Source organism: Sulfurimonas sp. (assembly GCF_029027405.1).
Classification (GTDB): domain Bacteria; phylum Campylobacterota; class Campylobacteria; order Campylobacterales; family Sulfurimonadaceae; genus Sulfurimonas.
Genome location: NZ_CP093396.1, coordinates 2,376,821 through 2,395,230, shown reverse-complemented (window position 1 = coordinate 2,395,230; position 18,410 = coordinate 2,376,821). Strand labels below are relative to the sequence as shown.

The 18,410-nt window shown below is 32.3% G+C and carries 20 protein-coding genes; 11 read left to right on the top strand and 9 right to left on the bottom strand.

What is annotated here, in order from left to right:
• The first annotated feature begins 72 nt into the window (after window positions 1–72).
• Window positions 73–582 carry a hypothetical protein gene (locus MOV42_RS11620; protein WP_324171342.1) on the top strand — a complete coding sequence of 170 codons (510 nt, stop codon included), beginning with the start codon at window positions 73–75 and terminating at the stop codon, window positions 580–582.
• 35 nt (window positions 583–617) lie between these two features.
• Here MOV42_RS11620 and MOV42_RS11615 read toward each other — a convergent pair whose 3' ends face one another.
• Window positions 618–1,214: a peroxiredoxin gene (locus MOV42_RS11615; RefSeq protein WP_324171341.1), complete on the bottom strand. Its 597-nt coding sequence runs from the start codon at window positions 1,212–1,214 to the stop codon at window positions 618–620.
• A gap of 140 nt (window positions 1,215–1,354) precedes the next feature.
• On the opposite strand from MOV42_RS11615, the gene MOV42_RS14030 reads away from it, so the two are divergent.
• From MOV42_RS14030 to MOV42_RS11580, 8 genes are all read left to right on the top strand, one after another.
• Complete coding sequence (locus MOV42_RS14030; RefSeq protein ID WP_416385439.1) at window positions 1,355–1,534, top strand: DUF4105 domain-containing protein; 180 nt, start codon at window positions 1,355–1,357, stop codon at window positions 1,532–1,534.
• Between the two features lie 302 nt (window positions 1,535–1,836).
• Window positions 1,837–3,006, top strand: a complete 1,170-nt coding sequence (gene metK, locus MOV42_RS11610; protein WP_324171340.1) for a methionine adenosyltransferase — start codon at window positions 1,837–1,839, stop codon at window positions 3,004–3,006.
• A gap of 97 nt (window positions 3,007–3,103) precedes the next feature.
• On the top strand, window positions 3,104–3,388 hold the full coding sequence (locus tag MOV42_RS11605) for a 4Fe-4S dicluster domain-containing protein (RefSeq protein WP_324171339.1): 285 nt from the start codon (window positions 3,104–3,106) through the stop codon (window positions 3,386–3,388).
• 137 nt (window positions 3,389–3,525) lie between these two features.
• Window positions 3,526–3,939, top strand: a complete 414-nt coding sequence (gene ndk / locus MOV42_RS11600; protein ID WP_324171338.1) for a nucleoside-diphosphate kinase — start codon at window positions 3,526–3,528, stop codon at window positions 3,937–3,939.
• A 6-nt stretch (window positions 3,940–3,945) separates the two neighbouring features.
• Window positions 3,946–4,296, top strand: coding sequence for a hypothetical protein (locus MOV42_RS11595; protein WP_324171337.1), 351 nt, complete (start codon window positions 3,946–3,948; stop codon window positions 4,294–4,296).
• A gap of 27 nt (window positions 4,297–4,323) precedes the next feature.
• Entirely contained in the window at window positions 4,324–4,473 is a 150-nt protein-coding gene (gene rpmF, locus MOV42_RS11590; protein WP_294963024.1) for a 50S ribosomal protein L32, read from the top strand.
• 3 nt (window positions 4,474–4,476) lie between these two features.
• Window positions 4,477–5,475 (top strand): phosphate acyltransferase PlsX, encoded by a 999-nt coding sequence (plsX, locus tag MOV42_RS11585; RefSeq protein WP_324171336.1) that lies wholly within the window; start codon window positions 4,477–4,479, stop codon window positions 5,473–5,475.
• Window positions 5,475–6,470, top strand: a complete 996-nt coding sequence (locus MOV42_RS11580; protein WP_324171335.1) for a beta-ketoacyl-ACP synthase III — start codon at window positions 5,475–5,477, stop codon at window positions 6,468–6,470. The genes plsX and MOV42_RS11580 overlap by 1 nt, the downstream gene beginning before the upstream one ends.
• A 2-nt stretch (window positions 6,471–6,472) precedes the next feature.
• On the opposite strand, the gene MOV42_RS11575 is transcribed toward MOV42_RS11580, so the two are convergent.
• From MOV42_RS11575 to MOV42_RS11545, 7 genes are all read right to left on the bottom strand, one after another.
• Entirely contained in the window at window positions 6,473–6,856 is a 384-nt protein-coding gene (locus MOV42_RS11575; RefSeq protein WP_324171334.1) for an HIT family protein, read from the bottom strand.
• A gap of 76 nt (window positions 6,857–6,932) precedes the next feature.
• Entirely contained in the window at window positions 6,933–8,285 is a 1,353-nt protein-coding gene (locus MOV42_RS11570) for a TRAP transporter large permease subunit (protein WP_324171333.1), read from the bottom strand.
• Window positions 8,282–8,788 (bottom strand): TRAP transporter small permease subunit, encoded by a 507-nt coding sequence (locus tag MOV42_RS11565; protein ID WP_324171332.1) that lies wholly within the window; start codon window positions 8,786–8,788, stop codon window positions 8,282–8,284. The genes MOV42_RS11570 and MOV42_RS11565 overlap by 4 nt, the downstream gene beginning before the upstream one ends.
• Window positions 8,789–8,796: 8 nt before the next feature.
• Window positions 8,797–9,861 (bottom strand): TRAP transporter substrate-binding protein, encoded by a 1,065-nt coding sequence (locus MOV42_RS11560; protein WP_324171331.1) that lies wholly within the window; start codon window positions 9,859–9,861, stop codon window positions 8,797–8,799.
• 72 nt (window positions 9,862–9,933) lie between these two features.
• A complete protein-coding gene (locus tag MOV42_RS11555; protein WP_324171330.1) occupies window positions 9,934–10,581 on the bottom strand; it encodes a response regulator transcription factor in 648 nt (215 codons plus the stop codon).
• Entirely contained in the window at window positions 10,578–12,773 is a 2,196-nt protein-coding gene (locus MOV42_RS11550) for an ABC transporter substrate binding protein (RefSeq protein ID WP_324171329.1), read from the bottom strand. The genes MOV42_RS11555 and MOV42_RS11550 overlap by 4 nt, the downstream gene beginning before the upstream one ends.
• A gap of 37 nt (window positions 12,774–12,810) precedes the next feature.
• The gene (locus MOV42_RS11545; RefSeq protein WP_324171328.1) at window positions 12,811–14,391 is read right to left on the bottom strand and encodes a DEAD/DEAH box helicase; all 1,581 of its coding nucleotides are present in this window, start codon (window positions 14,389–14,391) and stop codon (window positions 12,811–12,813) included.
• A gap of 280 nt (window positions 14,392–14,671) precedes the next feature.
• Here MOV42_RS11545 and MOV42_RS11540 point away from each other — a divergent pair, with 280 nt between their 5' ends.
• Together MOV42_RS11540 and MOV42_RS11535 are read left to right on the top strand one after the other, a co-directional pair.
• Window positions 14,672–15,871 carry a DNA recombination protein RmuC gene (locus MOV42_RS11540; RefSeq protein ID WP_324171327.1) on the top strand — a complete coding sequence of 400 codons (1,200 nt, stop codon included), beginning with the start codon at window positions 14,672–14,674 and terminating at the stop codon, window positions 15,869–15,871.
• Window position 15,872: 1 nt separating this feature from the next.
• Complete coding sequence (locus tag MOV42_RS11535; protein WP_324171326.1) at window positions 15,873–17,708, top strand: cache domain-containing protein; 1,836 nt, start codon at window positions 15,873–15,875, stop codon at window positions 17,706–17,708.
• On the opposite strand, the gene MOV42_RS11530 is transcribed toward MOV42_RS11535, so the two are convergent.
• Complete coding sequence (locus tag MOV42_RS11530) at window positions 17,703–18,383, bottom strand: response regulator transcription factor (protein ID WP_324171325.1); 681 nt, start codon at window positions 18,381–18,383, stop codon at window positions 17,703–17,705. The two genes, MOV42_RS11535 and MOV42_RS11530, sit on opposite strands and share 6 nt — an antisense overlap.
• Window positions 18,384–18,410 lie beyond the last annotated feature (27 nt).

Below are 18,410 nucleotides of genomic sequence, written 5' to 3'. Positions count from 1 at the left end.
TAGTTAGAAGTTTTTAGGGAATAATTTTTGCTGTTAAGTTGAAAGTATATTGAGTTAATAGAGGAGATAGCTATGGAAACTAGAGCAACATGTCAAAGTTATTTAACATCGATGCAAAATTATCATGAACCGTTTATTGATAAGTTTGAAGAAATTTATAATCAAGCTCAAAAAGCAGAGATAAATTTAAAAAATGAAAAACAAATATTACCTGTTTTAGCTAGAATACCAAAAGAGAGTGAAGATAAAGAACAAGATAGTGCTGTTGCAAGATTTCTTGACGATCTTTGTACTAAAGGTGCCTTGAAGTTTTTAGCAGATTTAAATATGGAAAAAATTCAAGCAAAAATAGATGAATATCGTAATAAATTAATAGCAAAAATGGGTGATTCACCAGATGCTATGAAAGAGATAGCAAAATTAATATCAAGTTTTAAAAAGCGATTATTAGAAGAATTGGAAGCAAGTTTAGACAGAAGTAAAGATGCAGAACCTAGTTTAAAAGTTGCTTTATTTCAAGTACAACTTAATATGAAAAAAGATACTTCTAAAGCATTAGAAGAACTACTTTCATCAAGATAACTCTCACAAGTTGTGAGAGTTAAATATAGAAATAATTACAGTTTGTCTTCGTTTTTACCAAGATACTCAGCAACACCCTCAGTTGTTGCTTTCATACCTTCATCACCTTTTTGCCAACCAGCAGGACAAACTTCACCAAACTCATCAGTAAACTGCATAGTATCTACCATTCTAAGCATCTCATCGATATTTCTTCCAAGTGGAAGGTCATTGATAACTGCATGGCGAACTACACCTTGTGCATCTATAAGAAATGAACCACGAAGTGCTACTGCTTCACCAAAAAGTACATCATAATCTTTAGAGATTTGTTTTGTTAGGTCAGCTACAAGCGGATAACCAACTCTACCGATGCCGCCATTATTTACAGGAGTTTCTCTCCATGCGAAGTGAGAAAATTGACTATCAACAGAAACACCTATAACATTTACACCACGATCTTTAAAGTCTTTAAGTCTATGATCAAAAGCGATAAGTTCAGATGGACAAACAAAAGTAAAATCTAGTGGATAAAAAAAGATTACTGTACCTTTTTCTCCCATATTTTCACTAAGTTTAAAATCTTCAACGATTGAACCGTCACCTAAAACTGCTGTTGCTGTAAAATCTGGAGCTTTGTTTGTTACTAACATAATTATATGTCCTTTGTATTTTAGTTTATGGCGAAATTTTAACTAAAAATAATTAATGGTTGTCATCTAAAATAAAGTAGTAAGATTATTTAAGGATAATTTTTATCTTTTAATTTTATAAAAATAATAGAGGCTAAAAAGTGATAAAAAAAAATATTTATATACTGGTGTCATTATGTACGGTTCTTTTAGCAATATCGATAGAAGCGCGTAAGCAAGTAGGTGAGTCGTACTCCATTATACGAGAGTTTTTTAAAGAAAGTGAACTTATTTATGTTGTAGCCGATGTGCGTAATTTAATAGGGCTTAAACAAACATAAGAAAAAATCCACAAGAACAAGTTTATATGTACCAGATAGATGCAAAACTTGAAGACCAGCAAAAAGTTTTTTTAAATTGTACTACAGGCATGTGGAATAATTCTTTAGTCAATTACTAAAATATGAGATTAAATTGGAAAATTTTACTTAGTGGATATACCGATAGTTATCTATAATGATAACAACTTCCTAAGAGTATGGGCTTGGTTTTGTAGAGTATAAATCAATAGAAGCTTCGCATTCTTATGAAATAAGAAATGGAAAATAATATAATTTAGCTACAATACAAAAAAGGACAATCGATGACAAAAGAGTATATATTTACTTCTGAGTCTGTAACAGAAGGGCACCCTGATAAGATGGCAGATCAAATCAGTGATGCAATTTTGGATTATATTATAGAGCATGATTCTAAACCTGAACTAGCACGAGTTGCTTGTGAAACTTTAGTATCAAATGGTTTTTGTGTAATAGCAGGCGAATTGAAAACAACAGCTTATGCACCAATGCAAGAGATAGCTAGAAAGGTTATCCAAGAGATTGGCTATACAGATGCAAACTATGGATTTGACTATCGCTCAGCAGCAGTTTTAAATACAGTAGGTGAACAGTCCCCAGATATTATGCAAGGTGTTGATAAAGCAGATGGAGTTATAGGGGCAGGGGATCAAGGCTTAATGTTTGGGTATGCTTGTCGTGAAACAGAAGTTTTAATGCCACTTCCTATTTATCTAGCACACCGCTTAACTCAAAGACTTGCAGAGGTTAGAAAAGAAGGACTTATTCCATACCTTCGTCCAGATGGTAAGGCACAAATTAGTATTAAGTACATAGATGAAAAACCCGTTTATATTGATACTATTGTAGTAGCGGCACAACATTCTCCGGGTGTTTCTCATAAACAAATCACTCAAGATATAATTGATGAAGTTATAAAAGTAGTTATTCCAAAAGAAATGATGGATGAAAATACAGTTATTCATGTAAATCCAACTGGAAAGTTCGTTGTTGGTGGACCACAAGGTGATGCAGGACTTACAGGAAGAAAAATCATAGTAGATACTTACGGTGGAAGTTGCCCTCATGGTGGAGGTGCTTTTAGTGGAAAGGATCCTACTAAAGTTGATAGAAGTGCATCTTATGCAGCTAGATGGATTGCAAAAAATCTTGTTGCTAGTGAAATCTGTGAAAAGGTGACTATACAAATTGCTTATGCTATTGGTATTGTTCAGCCTGTCTCGATAATGGTAGATGCACATAATACAAGCACAGTTGAAGAGGAAAAAATAGAACTTTGCATAAGAGAACTTTTTGATTTATCTCCAAAAGGTATTATAGATTCCTTAGATTTACTACGCCCAATATACAAAAAAACTGCCTCTTATGGCCACTTTGGACGAGAAGATAAAGAGTTTACTTGGGAGCGAACAGATAAAGTAGATAGCATAAAAGCATTCTTTTCTAGGAAATAAGGAACTTTTATAATGTTTGTTTATTTAGCAAAGATATTTTAGCTATTTTTAAAAGTCTTGTGATAAACTTGTCCCAAATTTATTTTAGGAGAAATTTATGGCAGTAATTATTAATGATACCTGTATTAATTGTGGTGCATGTATAGATGAATGTCCAGTAGAAGCAATTGTTGATGAGGATGATAATCCGAATGATGAGGATACTTATTATGTTTATGGTGACAAATGTGTAGAGTGTGTTGGTCATCATGATGAACCAGCTTGTGCTACTGCATGTCCTACTGAGGGCTGTATTACTTGGGATGCTATCGGTGAAAGCCCAGAGCATCGTGAAGAAATTACAGATGAGCAACGCACAAATAAAGAAGCTATTGTAGATTAATTCTTTTTTATTTTTAAGCATAAGGGTATTTTATACCTTATGCTTATCTTTTCTTTTATAAATCTTTCAATTTAAACTAAACTATACTTTTATTTCGATATAATCCCAGACTAATTTTATAATATACAGGAGATTTGATGGAGCGTACACTATCAATAATAAAGCCAGATGCAGTTGCAAAAGGTGTAATCGGTAAAATTTTAGATCGTTTTGAGAGTAATGGTCTTAGACTTGCAGCTACTAAAAAAATTCAACTTTCAATCCAAGATGCACAAGCATTTTATGCTATTCATGCAGAGCGTCCTTTTTTCAACGACTTAGTTGATTTTATGATTAGCGGTCCAGTTGTAGTTACAGTTTTAGAAGGTGACAATGCTATGCAAATAAACCGTGATTTAATGGGTGCAACTAACCCTAAAGAAGCTGAGGCTGGAACTATCCGTGCTGATTTTGCGCAAAATATAGATGCAAATGCAGTTCATGGAAGTGATTCAGTTGAAAATGCAGCTATAGAAATTGCATTCTTTTTCTCTGAGAGAGAAATTTCGTAAGTTCTTATGAAAATAAAATTAATTAAAATTGGTAGAACACCTTTAGATTTTGAAGTGAAGTCTGATGAAATAATTTTTAAAGGTTATTTAGAGTATTATGCTGACAAATTGATTTTGCTAAAAGCAAAGCTAAATGGCTTTGTGAAAACTCAGTGTAGCCAATGTGGGAAAGAGGTAGAAGTAGCACAAAATGAAGATGTAGAGTTTTATATCTCAGATGGTGCTTATGATGATACAAACAATCTAGCAATAGATATTGTAGAATCTTTTGACTCACAAGCAGATTTAGATGAACTTCTAAAATCTGAAATAGAACTAATCAAAAGCGACTATCATAGTTGTCAAGATTGTAGATAGATAAAAACCAAATAAAGGAAATAGATTATGGCAGTACCTAAAAGACGAGTCTCACACTCTCGCGGAGCGAAAAGAAGAACTCACTATAAAATTACTTTAGCTAAACCAGTTAAAGATAAAGACGGAACATACAAGCTACCTCACCATATCAACCCAACTACGGGTGAGTATAAGTAATCAATGGTAAAAATTGCTATTGATGCAATGGGTGGGGATTTTGGTCCTTCGCCAATTGTTAAAGGGTGTATCCAAGCACTTAAAAAAAAGTCATTTGAACCTATCCTTGTAGGAAATAAAAAAGAAATTTTAGCTCTGTTACCAAAATGTTATAGATCTGAGATTTCTATAGTTGAAGCTGATGATGTTATTTCTATGAGTGATTTAGCAACTGATGCTATTAGGAGAAAAGAGAGTAGCATATATAAAGCTATTGACTTAGTTAAAGATGGTGAAGCTGATGGAGTTGTGTCTGCTGGTCATAGCGGTGCCACAATGACCTTGGCAACTCTTAGGCTTGGTCGCTTAAAGGGTGTTTCTCGTCCTGCTCTTGTGACTCTTATGCCAACAAAAACAGGTCGTCGTTCAGTTGTTTTAGATGTTGGAGCAAATGTTGACTCTAAGCCTGAGCATCTAGTACAATTCGCTATTATGGGTGGATGCTATGCTAAGGATTTACTAAAGGTTGAAAATCCGTCAATAGGTCTTTTAGCAAATGGTGAAGAAGACTCAAAAGGGAACGAAGTAACAAAAACCGCTTTTAAAATGCTTAAAGGCTATAAAGGCTTTGTTGGTAATGTTGAAGGTGGGGATATCTTTAATGGAAGTTGTGATGTTATAACTTGCGATGGTTTTATAGGAAACTTAGTCCTTAAAACTAGTGAAGGAGTAGCTGCTACTATTAGTGGTTTGATTAAAGACTATATAAGAAAATCTCCTATTGCTATTACAGGTGCACTTTTAATGAGAAAAGTTTTTAGACTTTTGAAAAAAGAGATAGATTATGCCGAAGTTGGTGGCGCACCTCTTATTGGTCTAAAAGGTTGTGCTATTGTTAGTCATGGGAAGAGTAATGCAAGGGCAATAGAAAATGCGATTTATCAAGCTATCGGTTATGTTGATACAGGTGTAAATGAGCATATATTAGAAAAACTTCAAGAGTACAATCAAAAGGATATTTAATGGCTTATGCTGCATTTCGCTCTATCGGTTCTTATGTTCCAAGTAAAATATTAACTAACGATGAACTTTCAAAGATGGTTGATACAACAGATGAATGGATAACAAAAAGAACAGGTATCAAAGAGCGTCGCATCGCAGCAAAAGATGAGCATACTAGTGATTTGGGTGTTGAGGCTGCTAAAAAAGCTATACAAAGAAGTGGTGTAGATGCTAGTGAAATAGATATGATTATCTGTGCAACTATCTCTCCTGATTATTTTTGTATGCCTTCAACTGCAACGGTAATCGCAACAAAACTTGGTCTTGGAAAAATTACAGCATTTGATATTTCTGCTGCTTGTACAGGATTTGTTTATTTGATTTCTATTGCGAAAGCATTTATAGAATCAGGAATGAAAAAGAATGTTCTTATTGTAGGTGCTGAGAAGATATCTGCAATTATGGATTATACTGATAGAGGAACTTGTATTTTATTTGGTGATGGTGCAGGTGCAGCAATGATTTGTGCAACTGAAAAAAAGCAAGAAGCAATTATAGATATTCATACAGCATCAGATGGAAATTATGCTGATTTACTTATGACTCCAAATGGTGGAACAGGCTCAGTCCATGATGCACTAGAGCAAGAAGCAGCAGGTTGTTTTATGCAGATGAAAGGCAATGAAACTTTTAAAGTTGCAGTTAGAACTTTAACAAAAGATGTCATAGATATCTTAGAAAAAAACTCAATAGATAGTTCTGTAATAAATCATTTCGTTCCACATCAAGCAAATTACAGAATTATTAAAGCAGTTGGTGATGCTCTTAAGTTAAAAGAAGAACAAGTTGTTTTAACTGTTGCAAAATATGGTAATACTTCTGGTGCATCTATACCTATGGCAATAGACGATATTTATGAACAAGGTAAACTTAAAAAAGGTGACCTAATGCTTTTAGACGCTTTTGGTGGTGGACTTACTTGGGGTTCAGCCTTAGTTCCTTTTTCACCAAAATAAGACTAAATATATTCTCTTTCATTTAAAAGTGTAAAAATTTTTTTAAAAAAATCATCTTCACTGGGAAGATGTAACTTAGCATTTCTTTGTTTTTCTCCCCACATAGGATTTGGAAAATAAGAATCATCTTTAAATCTAGCCATAATATGTATGTGAACACGGGGAAGTATATTTGAAAAAGATGCCATATTTATTTTGTCAGGTTTATAATAATTTTTCATCTCAAATTCTAAAATATCGTAAATATCCCATAATTTAAGTCGTAATTTTTTTGGAACATCTCCTAATTCTTTGTACGGCTCTTTAGTGAAAATTTTTAGCCAAGGTATTTCGCTTTCATGTTTTTCTATATATATTTCACCATCTTCATATATTAGCAGATGCATAAAAACTCCTTTTATTAGTATATATATTATCATAAGTAATATTTACTAAACCTCGAATAAATTCGAGGTTAATAGACTAGTGAGATATTTGAGAAATACCAAATATTTCAGGATAAAAAGTAAGCATTAGTAAGACGATTACTTGAATAATAATAAAAGGAACTACCCCTTTATAGATGTCTGTTGTTTTTACATTTGGAGGGGCGACACCTTTTAAGTAAAACAGACTAAAACCAAAAGGTGGGGTGAGAAATGAGGTCTGTAAATTCATCGCTATTAAAATCGCATACCAAACAGGGTTTATACCAATCGCTTCAGCAATAGGTACTAAAATTGGTACAATGATATATGAAATTTCTATAAAATCAATAAAAAATCCTAAAATCATAATTGCAAACATAGAGAGAAGTAAAAAGCCCCATTTTTCACCTGGAAGTCCTAACATAAATTCTTCTACAATTATATCCCCACCAGTATAAGTAAAAACCATTGAAAAAGCTGTAGCACCAATAAGAATACCAAAAACCATAGCTGTTATTTGTACAGTTTCTTTTGAAGCATTATGAACCATATCAAAAGAAAATGATTTATATAAAAATGCAAGGACTATTGCTCCAATCCCTCCAACTGCTGCCGATTCAGTAGGAGTTGCGATGCCCATAAAAATAGACCCCAAAACAAGTAGTATAAGTACAAGTGGAGGAATAATAGCTTTTAGTGCTTTAATAATTTGTTCCGATTTAGAACCAATATTATTTTCAAGAACAATAGGAGGTGCTGCTTCTTTGTTAATAGATGAATAGATAACAATATATAAAATATATGCACCTATCAAAAATAACCCTGGCCATATAGCAGCCTGAAATAAATCACCAACAGGAACTTGAAAAACATCACCTAAGATGATAAGAACTATTGAAGGAGGAATAATTTGCCCTAGTGTTCCAGATGCACAGATAGTTCCTGTTGCTAAGCCTTTGTTATAGTTGTACTTCATCATAACAGGAAGTGATATAACTCCCATAGCAACCACACTAGCTCCAACAACACCTGTAGATGCTGCTAGTAATGAGCCAACTAAAACTGTGCTAATTGCTAAACCACCACGCACTTCGCCAAATAGATAACCCATAGACTCTAATAGTCTCTCTGCTAACTGACTTTTTTGTAGAACTATTCCCATAAATATAAAAAGAGGAATCGCCATTAAAATAGTGTTATTCATAATAGCCCAGATTCGATAAGGCATAAAAGCAAACATATCTACACCGTATTGTAATCCTTGTATAAAACCTTCATCTGCTGCAAAAGCTTCAAAGAATCCAGCTGTAAAACCAAAGATGACAGATACAGCACCAAAGGTAAAAGCAACAGGAAAACCAAACAGAAGCATAAATAGTGCTGTAAAAAACATTACTATACCAATCATTTCGATGCTCCTTTATAAATATTTATATTTTTAATTATATATCCAATAGCAGTTATAGAAAGCAATAACATCGAAAAAGGTATAAAAGCTTTCATTATCCATCTATAAGATAGTCCACCTGGATCACCACTTATTTCGTTTGAAGAAAATGATTCATAAACAAATTCTAATGAACCAAAGCCAATAAGTAGGGCAAAAGGAATTAAAAATATAAATGTTCCAACAATGTTTATGATTGCCTGTTTTTGTGGAGTTAGATTGTCATATATAATATCAACTCTAACATGTCCATCTTCTTTTAATGTGTATGAAATTCCTAGTAAAATTACAACAGAAAATAGATGCCATTCCATTTCCTGCATTCCAATGGAGCCAGAGTTAAAAAAGTATCTCATGATTACATCATAAAACACATTCAACATCATTAGCAACATCAAAACTGAAGTAATATTTCCTATAAAATCAGCAAACTTATTAAAAGCTTTTTCTAATTTCAATAGCATTTAGATCCTTATTCTAGGTTGTCTTTTAAGTAAGTGTAATCTGACATTTCACTCCAAACTCTAGCTTTTTTCATATAAGCATTTTGAGAATTTAAAATCTCTTTTAAAAGAGGATTATTTTTAGTTTTTTCAGCAAGTAATTTTTTGTTTGCTGCTTTCATTGCGTTAAATACTGATTTTGGGAAAGTTTTGATTTTGATATTTGGATATTCTTTTTCAATTTTCGCCCAAGCTTCAGCACTCATATAAAAGTTTTCTGTGTACATATCATACGCAGCTAATCTCATAGCAACTCTTAAGATCTCTTTATTTTTAGCACTAAGTTTATTGAATTTTTTAGTATTTACTAAAAATTGTAACTCAGTTGCTGGCTCATGCCATCCTGTATAGTAAAAAGGTGCAATTTTGTAAAATCCCATGTTGATATCCATACCAGGTCCAACCCATTCTAGTGCATCGATAGTTCCACGCTCTAAAGAAGTGTAAAGCTCACCTGGAGCGATATTTGTAACAGTAAGACCTAACTCAGCCATAACTTCTCCAGCAAACCCTGGAATACGCATCTTAAGGCCTTTTAAGTCTTCAACACTTTTGATTTCTTTTCTAAACCAACCGCCCATTTGATTTCCTGTGTTACCACCTGGAAACGATAAAACTTTATGTTTTTTATAAGCTTTTTCCATCAACGCCATACCGCCACCATAATAAAACCAAGAGTTTTGCTCAGCTGCAGTCATACCAAAAGGCATACTTGTAAATGGAAGAAGATTTATATCTTTACCTTTCCAATAATAAGACGCAGAGTGTGCCATGTCATATTGTCCAAGCTTCACCATATCCAAAACACCAAATGGAGATTTGTGTTTGTTTGAAGCGTCTACTCTAATAGTGAAGTTACCACCACTCATTTTGTTAACCATATCTGCCATATTTGTTACAGCAGTTGAGAATGGAACCGCTGTTGGTCCCCATGTTGTTGCTATTTTCCATTTTACTTTTTTCTCACCAGCTATCGCTGATACAGCTAAAACAGAAACTAAACCTAGTGTTCCTAGAAGTTTTGTCAATTTCATCGTACTTTCCTTATTTTAAGTTAGAAGTATTGTATCGATGCTATATGACAAAGGTATGACATTTTTATTTTATTAATTTTTATTTTTAAAAAGGTAACCAACATCAAGAACAGTTTCTATATAGTCAAGTTGCAGTTTCTTTCTTAGTCGTTTAACAAGTGAGCGAATGGATTCTATAGAAGCGATATTACCTTCCCATACGATAGTTTGAATGCTCTCAAATGAAACAACTTTTCCTCTTTGAGAAAGAAGTAAATTTATAAGGTTGCGCTCTTTTGTTGATAGATGTACTCGTAAGCCTTCTATCTCAATAACACTATCTTTGAAATAAAACTTACAATCTTTACTAATTTCTATGACATCTTTATCTATATGACAAAGTTTCTCTATCTTTATTTCAAGTTCATCTATAAAAAATGGTTTTTTCAAGTAGTCATTACAGCCACAACTATAAGAATCTTTAATTACATCAAGCTCAATAGTAGAGCTTATGATGATAACTGGAGTGTCTTTGTTATATTCTCTGATTTTTTTAAGTAATTCAATTCCATTTAATGAAGGGGTATTAATATCTAAAACAAAACATATATAACCTTCATCGATTGCTTTATAAGCCTCTTCTCCATCTAAAAAGTTATTTACCTCAAAACCTTTTGCTTTTAATCTTTTTGTTATGGTTGAGTTTAATCGTTTGTTGTCTTCAAGAAGAAGAATTTTCATATTTTCATTTCCTTACTTGGTACAATTATATCAAAGGTAACAACTTCTTTATCATTATAAACTTGGATTTTACCATTCATTTTATCTTCTATAATTACCTTTGCCATATAAAGACCTAGACCTGTTCCATCTTTATTTGTAGTAAAGTAGGCATCAAAAATTAGACCGATTATATCCCCAGGAATTGCTCCACCATTATCACTGATTCTTATTTGTGCATAATCTTTTATTGATTTAATGCTTATGTTGATATTGTTACCTTTTTTAGCGGATAGTATTTTTTTCTTTGCATTGTTTATGATATTTAAAAGAACTTGTTTAAATTCACTCTCGTAACCATAAGCATTTATAGACTTATTGCTACAAGAAACAGTTAGTTTGATATGAGAGTAAAAAATTTGTTTTCCTAAAATTTCCAAAACATCATCTAAAGCTTTTTTAGCACAAAATATAGCTTTTTTTGTAGAAGGTTTTAAAAAATTTCTAAAATCTTTTAAAGTATGTGACATATACTGAATTTGAACCATTGATTCATTTACGAACTCTTTCATATTTTTTTCATTCATTTCATCTTGAACATAAGAAAATTCCATATCTTGAAGTATAGCGGAGAGTTCTACCAGTGGCTCGTTCCATTGGTGTGCGATAGCTTCAACCATCTCTCCCATTTCTGCTAGTTTAGATTGTTGAATCATAAACTGCTCTTGCTGAATTCTTTTAGTAATATCATCCATAACACTTACAATTCCACCAATAGAACCATCTATGTTCTCATAAACTGTTTTGTTATAGCTTACAACTCTTGAACGACCATCTGAGAAGTGAAATGTTTCTTCAAAGTTCGCTGTTCCATGAGTGTCAAGTAGCATCGCATCTTTTTGTAGATGCTTTAGAGCAGAATCTTTTTGAAAAAAATCAAAAACAGTCTTTCCTATTATCTCTTCTTTATTTTTGTTAAAAAAATCTGCAAAGGCTTTATTACAACCTATATAAACTCCATCTAAATCTTTATAGTTTAGTGGATTTGGAATAGTGTCCATCAAAACACCGATAAATTTTAGCTGGTTTGTGAGTGCAAGTTCAGTTTTTTTTCTTCGTCTTACATTTATGGTTAGTAAGATTAGAATTATTGTGATTATGAAAAGAGTGCCAATAGTTGCCCAAACCAATTTTTTATAAGTTTCATAAAAAGAGAATGGTTTGTTTATAATTTCATAGTTCTTTATAGAAGATGGAATTTGTATTTTATATTTTTGAAGTTCATTATAATCAAACATATATTTATTTGGACTTTTAGTTAAGATGGGTACTGTTCTTGGATTTACTCCTTTTAGTAAATCTTCAACCATTATAGATGCTGACTCTGCTTGTGATGCTGCACTTGTTAAAACTCCACCAACGATGCCCTCTCCTAAGTAAAAATCCCATAAGCCATAAATTGGGGTATTTGAAATCTCTCTTACTTCTTCTAAACTCTCTTTATAAGTAAAATATTTTCCTGCTTTATCTTGAAAAAGTAAAACCCAAAGTATGGCTGTATCCTTAGAAAGATTTGTTACCTTGTTCTTTAAGTTAGATATTTTCATATTATCAACATATTCAAATTCAACTCTATTTTTATAAATAGGTAGAACTTTAAATATATCTCTTTTAATGGCGAAACCTGTTCTTGAGTGGTCATTTATAATGAGAATTTTTTTTAGTTTTGGATGAAGGTTTAAGATGAGGTCTATATTTTTTTTAATATCAACCGCTTCAACTACCCCAGTAGTGTATGAACGCATATTGTTCTCGTAAATCATGGCTTCATCAAAGTTGTTTATACCTAAAAATACAACGGGTAAGTCTTTAAATAGATGCTCATGATATCTGATGACAAACTCTAATGCATTGTTGTCAGCAGCGATTATAAGATCAAAACCTCTGTTTCTAAAGCGTTCATCATAAAGTTCAAATAGTCTGTCAAAGTAAAGGGGAGTTGCAACTTTTTTTGTGTCCATATAGACAGTAGTTAGAGATACATCATCTCTGTTATCAAAATTTTTATCGATGACTTTAGAGATGTCATCACTCCACTTATAACCTCTATGGTAAGAGTGTATAAGTAAAATGTCTTTTTGAGTTACAGATGCTGACAACTCAAAAAGAAAAAATATGCTTAGTAGAAAAAAACTTTTTTTAAAGAAATACATTTTTTGATTATATCAAAAGATGCATAACTTTTTTGAATTAATCTCTATGTCTAGAAGAATTTGAGCGATTTCTATCGCGATTACCTCTGTAACCACCACCTTCACGACTTCCTCCACCCTCACGGTTTCTATTTCCACCTCCACCTGAGCGAGGCTTATTGCCACGGTAACCACCGCCGCCGCCACTTCTACCACGACTGCGACCACGACCGCCACCAGTATCTCTTCTTCTTCCAGCACGCTCTAAAATAGCGTCTAATCTATCAGCAGGTATTCCGATTTGATTTGGACCTTTTATATCTTGTTGGTCAAGTAGCATAGAGATAAGTTTGTAAGCCATTTGTTCTTCATCAATATCTTCTCTAAGTTTGTCTAAAACTTTATGTGCTTCATCATAGATATGTTGATTTTCAACATTACTAACAAGTTTATCGATAGTTGAACTTCTTAAGTCATTTTTACTTGGAACAAAAGCGTGAGTCATAGTTGCTCCAACTTTTGATTTGATTCGTTGAAGTTCTTTAAACTCTAGTGGAGTTAAAAGTGTTATAGCTTTACCTTTAGTTCCCGCGCGACCTGTTCTACCGATGCGGTGAACATAAGACTCAGGGTCAAAAGGGATGTGATAATTAAAAACATGGGAAATATTGTTTACATGAATACCACGAGCAGCTACATCAGTTGCAACAAGAACTTTTATAGAATCGCTTTTAAAACCTTTTATTACTGCTTCACGTTGACGTTGTTCCATATCTCCATGAAGACCATTTGCTAAATACCCAGCATTTGATAAAACATTACTTAGTCTATCAACTTCACTTTTTGTTCTACAAAATACAATCGCTTTTTTAGTTCCCTCAGAATCCATAAGACGAATAACTGCATCATCTCTTTCACTCTCTTCGATTACATAATACTCTTGGTCAATATCAGCATTTGTAGTTTCACCTTTTGTTATAGAAATAAACTCAGGGTTATTTAAAATTCGTTCTGCTAAAAGTTTAATAGGTTTAGGCATAGTTGCTGAGAAAAGTAGAGTTTGACGATTTGTAGGAATATACGAAAAGATTTCATTTATATCATCTAAAAATCCCATATCTAGCATCTCATCAGCTTCATCTAAAACAACTATGCTAGGAGAAAAATCTTTAAGCATATCTTTTTTTAAGATGTCTAAAAGACGACCTGGAGTGGCTACAACAACACTTGCCCCACGCTCAATAAGGTCTATCTGTCTTTTGTATGAACTACCACCGTAAACTGTAACAGTTCTAGCATTTATGCCTCTTCCGTACTTGAATAACTCATCACTTACTTGAGTAGCAAGTTCGCGTGTTGGAGTAATAACTAAAATCTCAACACCACTTTTTACATCAATATTGTTTAGTGCTGGAAGACCAAAAGCAGCAGTTTTACCTGTACCTGTATGTGCTTGACCTACGATATCTCTACCTTGAAGTACAAATGGAATTGCAGCTGCTTGAATAGGACTCGGTACAGTAAAACCTGCTTGTTTTACGCTTCTTAGCATGTCTTTGTTTAAACCTAAATCATCAAAAGTAATTTGAGGCTCTTCTTGTTTTGTTTCTTCTTGTGTTTGTGCATTTTCTTCTTGCATCATAATCCTTGTAATTAAGGAGATGATACAAGTTTGCCAACTGCAAAGCACCTTCTCCTAAAATATTATGCGAATTATACCCAAGTAAAACAAAATAAATCTTGAATTTATTAAAATTAAAATAATTTAAGTATAACTTGTGTAAATAATGCTAGCGTTTCTTGCAGATACTTTGTCTATGTCCTGAATTAAAGTACCAATACTAAGATTTAAACCTTCATTCCGTTCAATCATAGTATAATAATAACAAAATTTATAAATACAAGAGGTTTTAATTTAGATGGATTTACAAAATTTAGATATATATTTGGTGCTATTTAGTTTTAGTGGTGTCGTTATTTTAGTTTTGTTTTATCTATATTTAAAAGTAATTCAAGAAAAGAATGCCTTTAAGTTAGAGTTGGCAGTTTTAAATGCTAGATATGATGATGAGGTGAGATTTTCCCAAGAGAAACTAGAGGTTCTTAAAGATGCAAAAGCGGAACTTGGTTTAGAGTTTAATAACTTGGCAAGTAAAATTTTTGATGATAAAACAAAAAAATTTGACCATACTCATAAAGAACAATTTGAAATATTATTAAAACCTTTTAGAGAACAAATATCTAACTTCTCTATACAATCTCGTGAACAGTTTACTACTCAGTTAAAAGATGGGCATCTACTTAAAGATGAATTACTAAGACTAAAACAGATGAATATTCAACTCTCCCAAGATGCTATAAATCTAACTAATGCTTTAAAAGGTGAAAATAAAACTCAAGGAAATTGGGGAGAAATAATTTTAGAACGCATCTTAGAAGAGTCAGGTTTAAGAGAGGGTATGGAGTATGAAACACAGGCAACTTTAAAATCAAGTGAAGGTAAAACTTATAGACCTGATGTAGTTATTCATATGCCACAAGACAGAGATATTATCATAGACTCAAAAGTTTCTTTAGTTGCTTATGAGAGGTTTATGAGTGAAGATGATGATGAGGAACGAGCAATAGCTTTAAAAGAGCATATATTTTCAATAAAAACGCACATAAAAGCTCTAAGCTCGAAACAATACGACAAACTTGAAGGTGTAAATACACTTGATTATGTTCTTTTATTTATGCCAATAGAGGGCGCTTTTTTGTTGGCTCTTGAACAAGATGGAGAGTTTTTTAAAAAGGCTTATGATAGCAATATTTTAGTTGTTTCTCCATCTACTCTTTTAGTTACACTAAAAACAATAGAGCATATTTGGAGAACACAAAAACAACAAGACCATGCCAAAAAAATCGCTGAGGAAGCCGAGGCGATGTATGGTAAGCTTGTTCTTTTTGTAGATGAAATGACTAAAGTTGGCTCGCATCTACAAAAAGCACAAGATTCTTACGACACTTCCATGAACAGACTAAAAACAGGTAAAGGCAACATCATAAAACGGGCGCAAAACATGATAGAGCTAGGATTAAAACCAAAAAAAATATTGAGTATTTCAAGTGAAGATTAAAATGAGAGTGAATGAGAAAAAAATTATTCCATACCTTATTGTTGTTGTTCCTCTTGCCCTTGTGTTAACTGCTAGTTTTTTTATAACTACTTTTTATATAGAAAAGGTAAACCTATATTTTCAAAAAATAAAAGAGCGTTCTATAAAAGATTATGTAGATTCTAAAAAAAATAAGAGTGAGATTTGGGTGAAACAACTTAATTTGTTGTTTGATTATAAAGATAATAGAGTAGATAAAGATATAAAAATTAAGTTACAAAAAAGAATTGATATAGCTTATGAAAATGCTAGATTTATTTATGAAAAGTATAAAGGTAAAAAGAGCGATATAGAGATAAAAGAGAGAATCTTAGACTCTTTCAATCAGATGGGTTATAGTTCAAACAAAGAAGCTCTTTATATATCGAATTTTAAGGGTAACAATATTCTCTTTAGAAATGAAAACTTACATAAAATGTATCAAAGATCACTAGTTCTTGAAGAGATTCAGATGATCAAAAAAAAATCTGAAGGTTTTTTAGAAGGCAAGTTTTACCAAGGAGTTGGTAAACAGGTTATTTTTGTTAAAGATTTAGAAATGTATGGTTGGTATATTGGTTCAGCTATCAATATTATGCAAGAAATGGAAGTCTTAAAATCAACTCTTTTGGGTATGGTTCAAAGTATTCCACTAGATAGCTCGGATTTTATGGGGCTTTATGATAACAAAAAGGCAATCTACTTGTCTAAAAAAATGAGAATCTTTTTAGGAGATGAGTCCTTAAATATAATTAGTAAAAATCTTTCTCAAAAATCAACTTGGTACAAATATAAACTAGATGGGTATTACTACTACTCTAAATACTATAAACCTCTTGATTGGCACTTAGTTTATGGTTTTGAAATATCAAGAATGAGTAAACAAGAGTTTAAAAAACAGCGAGAGTTAGAGATAATACTTGATAACGAGTTAGAGCTTATTTTAAAAGCATCTTCAACTATTGTTATTTTTGTTGTTATTTTATCTCTTCTTTTATCAAGAAAAATTAACCAAATATTTTCTCAGTATCAAGAAGAAGTGCACAAAAGAGAAGGTGAGTTAGTAAAACTAAATGAGTCACTAGAGCAAAGAGTATCAGATGAGTTAAATGCACATAGGCAAAAAGACAAGATGCTAATACAGCAGTCAAAAATGGCTGAAATGGGGGATATGCTTAGTATGATTGCTCATCAATGGAGACAACCGCTAAATCAAATGTCCTATCTATTTATGAATGTTGAGTCTGCTTATGAATACAAAGAACTAACAAAAGAGTATCTTGATGAAAAACTAAAAGAGGGTAATGAACTTTTAGAGTTTATGTCTATGACTATTGATGATTTTAGAAACTATTTTCGTCCAGATAAAGAAAAAGAGTTTGTTTTAGTTAGTAATGTAGTAAATACAAGTGTAAAACTTATGCAAAAATCTTTGGAATTAGGTGGAGTTGAGATAGAAGTTGAATCTTATGGAAGAGAACTCACTCATATATATAAAAACGAATTTATCCAAGTGATGTTAAACCTAATCAAAAATGCAAAAGATATACTCATAGATAAAAAAATCCAAAATCCAAAAATAAGCATAACGACAAAAAGTGAAGGCAAAAAACTTGTTGTAGATGTGTGTGATAATGGTGGTGGAGTTGATGAAGATATAATAGATAAAATTTTTGAGCCATATTTTTCTACTAAAGATGAGCAAAGCGGAACAGGTTTGGGACTTTATATGTCAAAAATGATAATCGAAGAACACTTAGAAGGAAAACTAAGTGTTTACAACTCAGACAGTGGAGCGTGTTTTAAGATAGTGTTATAAAGTGTAAAGTTTATATCCAGAGCCTGAAATATTTTCTATAGCTCCATCTGGAACTTTTTTTCTTATGCCACGAACAAGTGAGCGGATAGCATCTTGACTCATTCCTTCATAAGCCCAAATAGCATTTTCAATCTCTTCATACTTTACAACTCTTGTGTGGTGATGAGCTAGCAAGTCAAGAAATAGAGTTTCATTTTTTGTAAGTTTTATCTCTTTGTTATCAGTATATATGACTTTTTCAAAAGCATTATATTCACAGTTTTTTGAAAGTAAAAGGTTAAATTTACTTTTATCTTCTATAAGTTCGATTGACTTCTCTAAAGCACCGATAAGTTTGTCTTTTGTGATTGGTTTTATGATGTACTTAACAAGTTGAAGTTCAACTGCTTGGATTAAGTAGTCAGTATCAGAGTGAGCAGTAGCGATGATGATTTGAACATCTTTATCATGCGCTCTGATGTAACTTGCCATATCAATACCGTTTAGTTTAGGCATGCTAATATCTGTAATTATTATATCTGGCTTATGCTCTTTCCATATATTTATAGCCTCTTTGCCATCTTTGGCTTCAAGAACATTTTTACACACTCTACTAAGATATTCTACGGCACTTTTTCTTACCATTTCTTCATCTTCCACATACAAAATCGTAAAATTTTTTAACATGTCTTTCATAGTTTATACCTCATTTAGGGTATTATA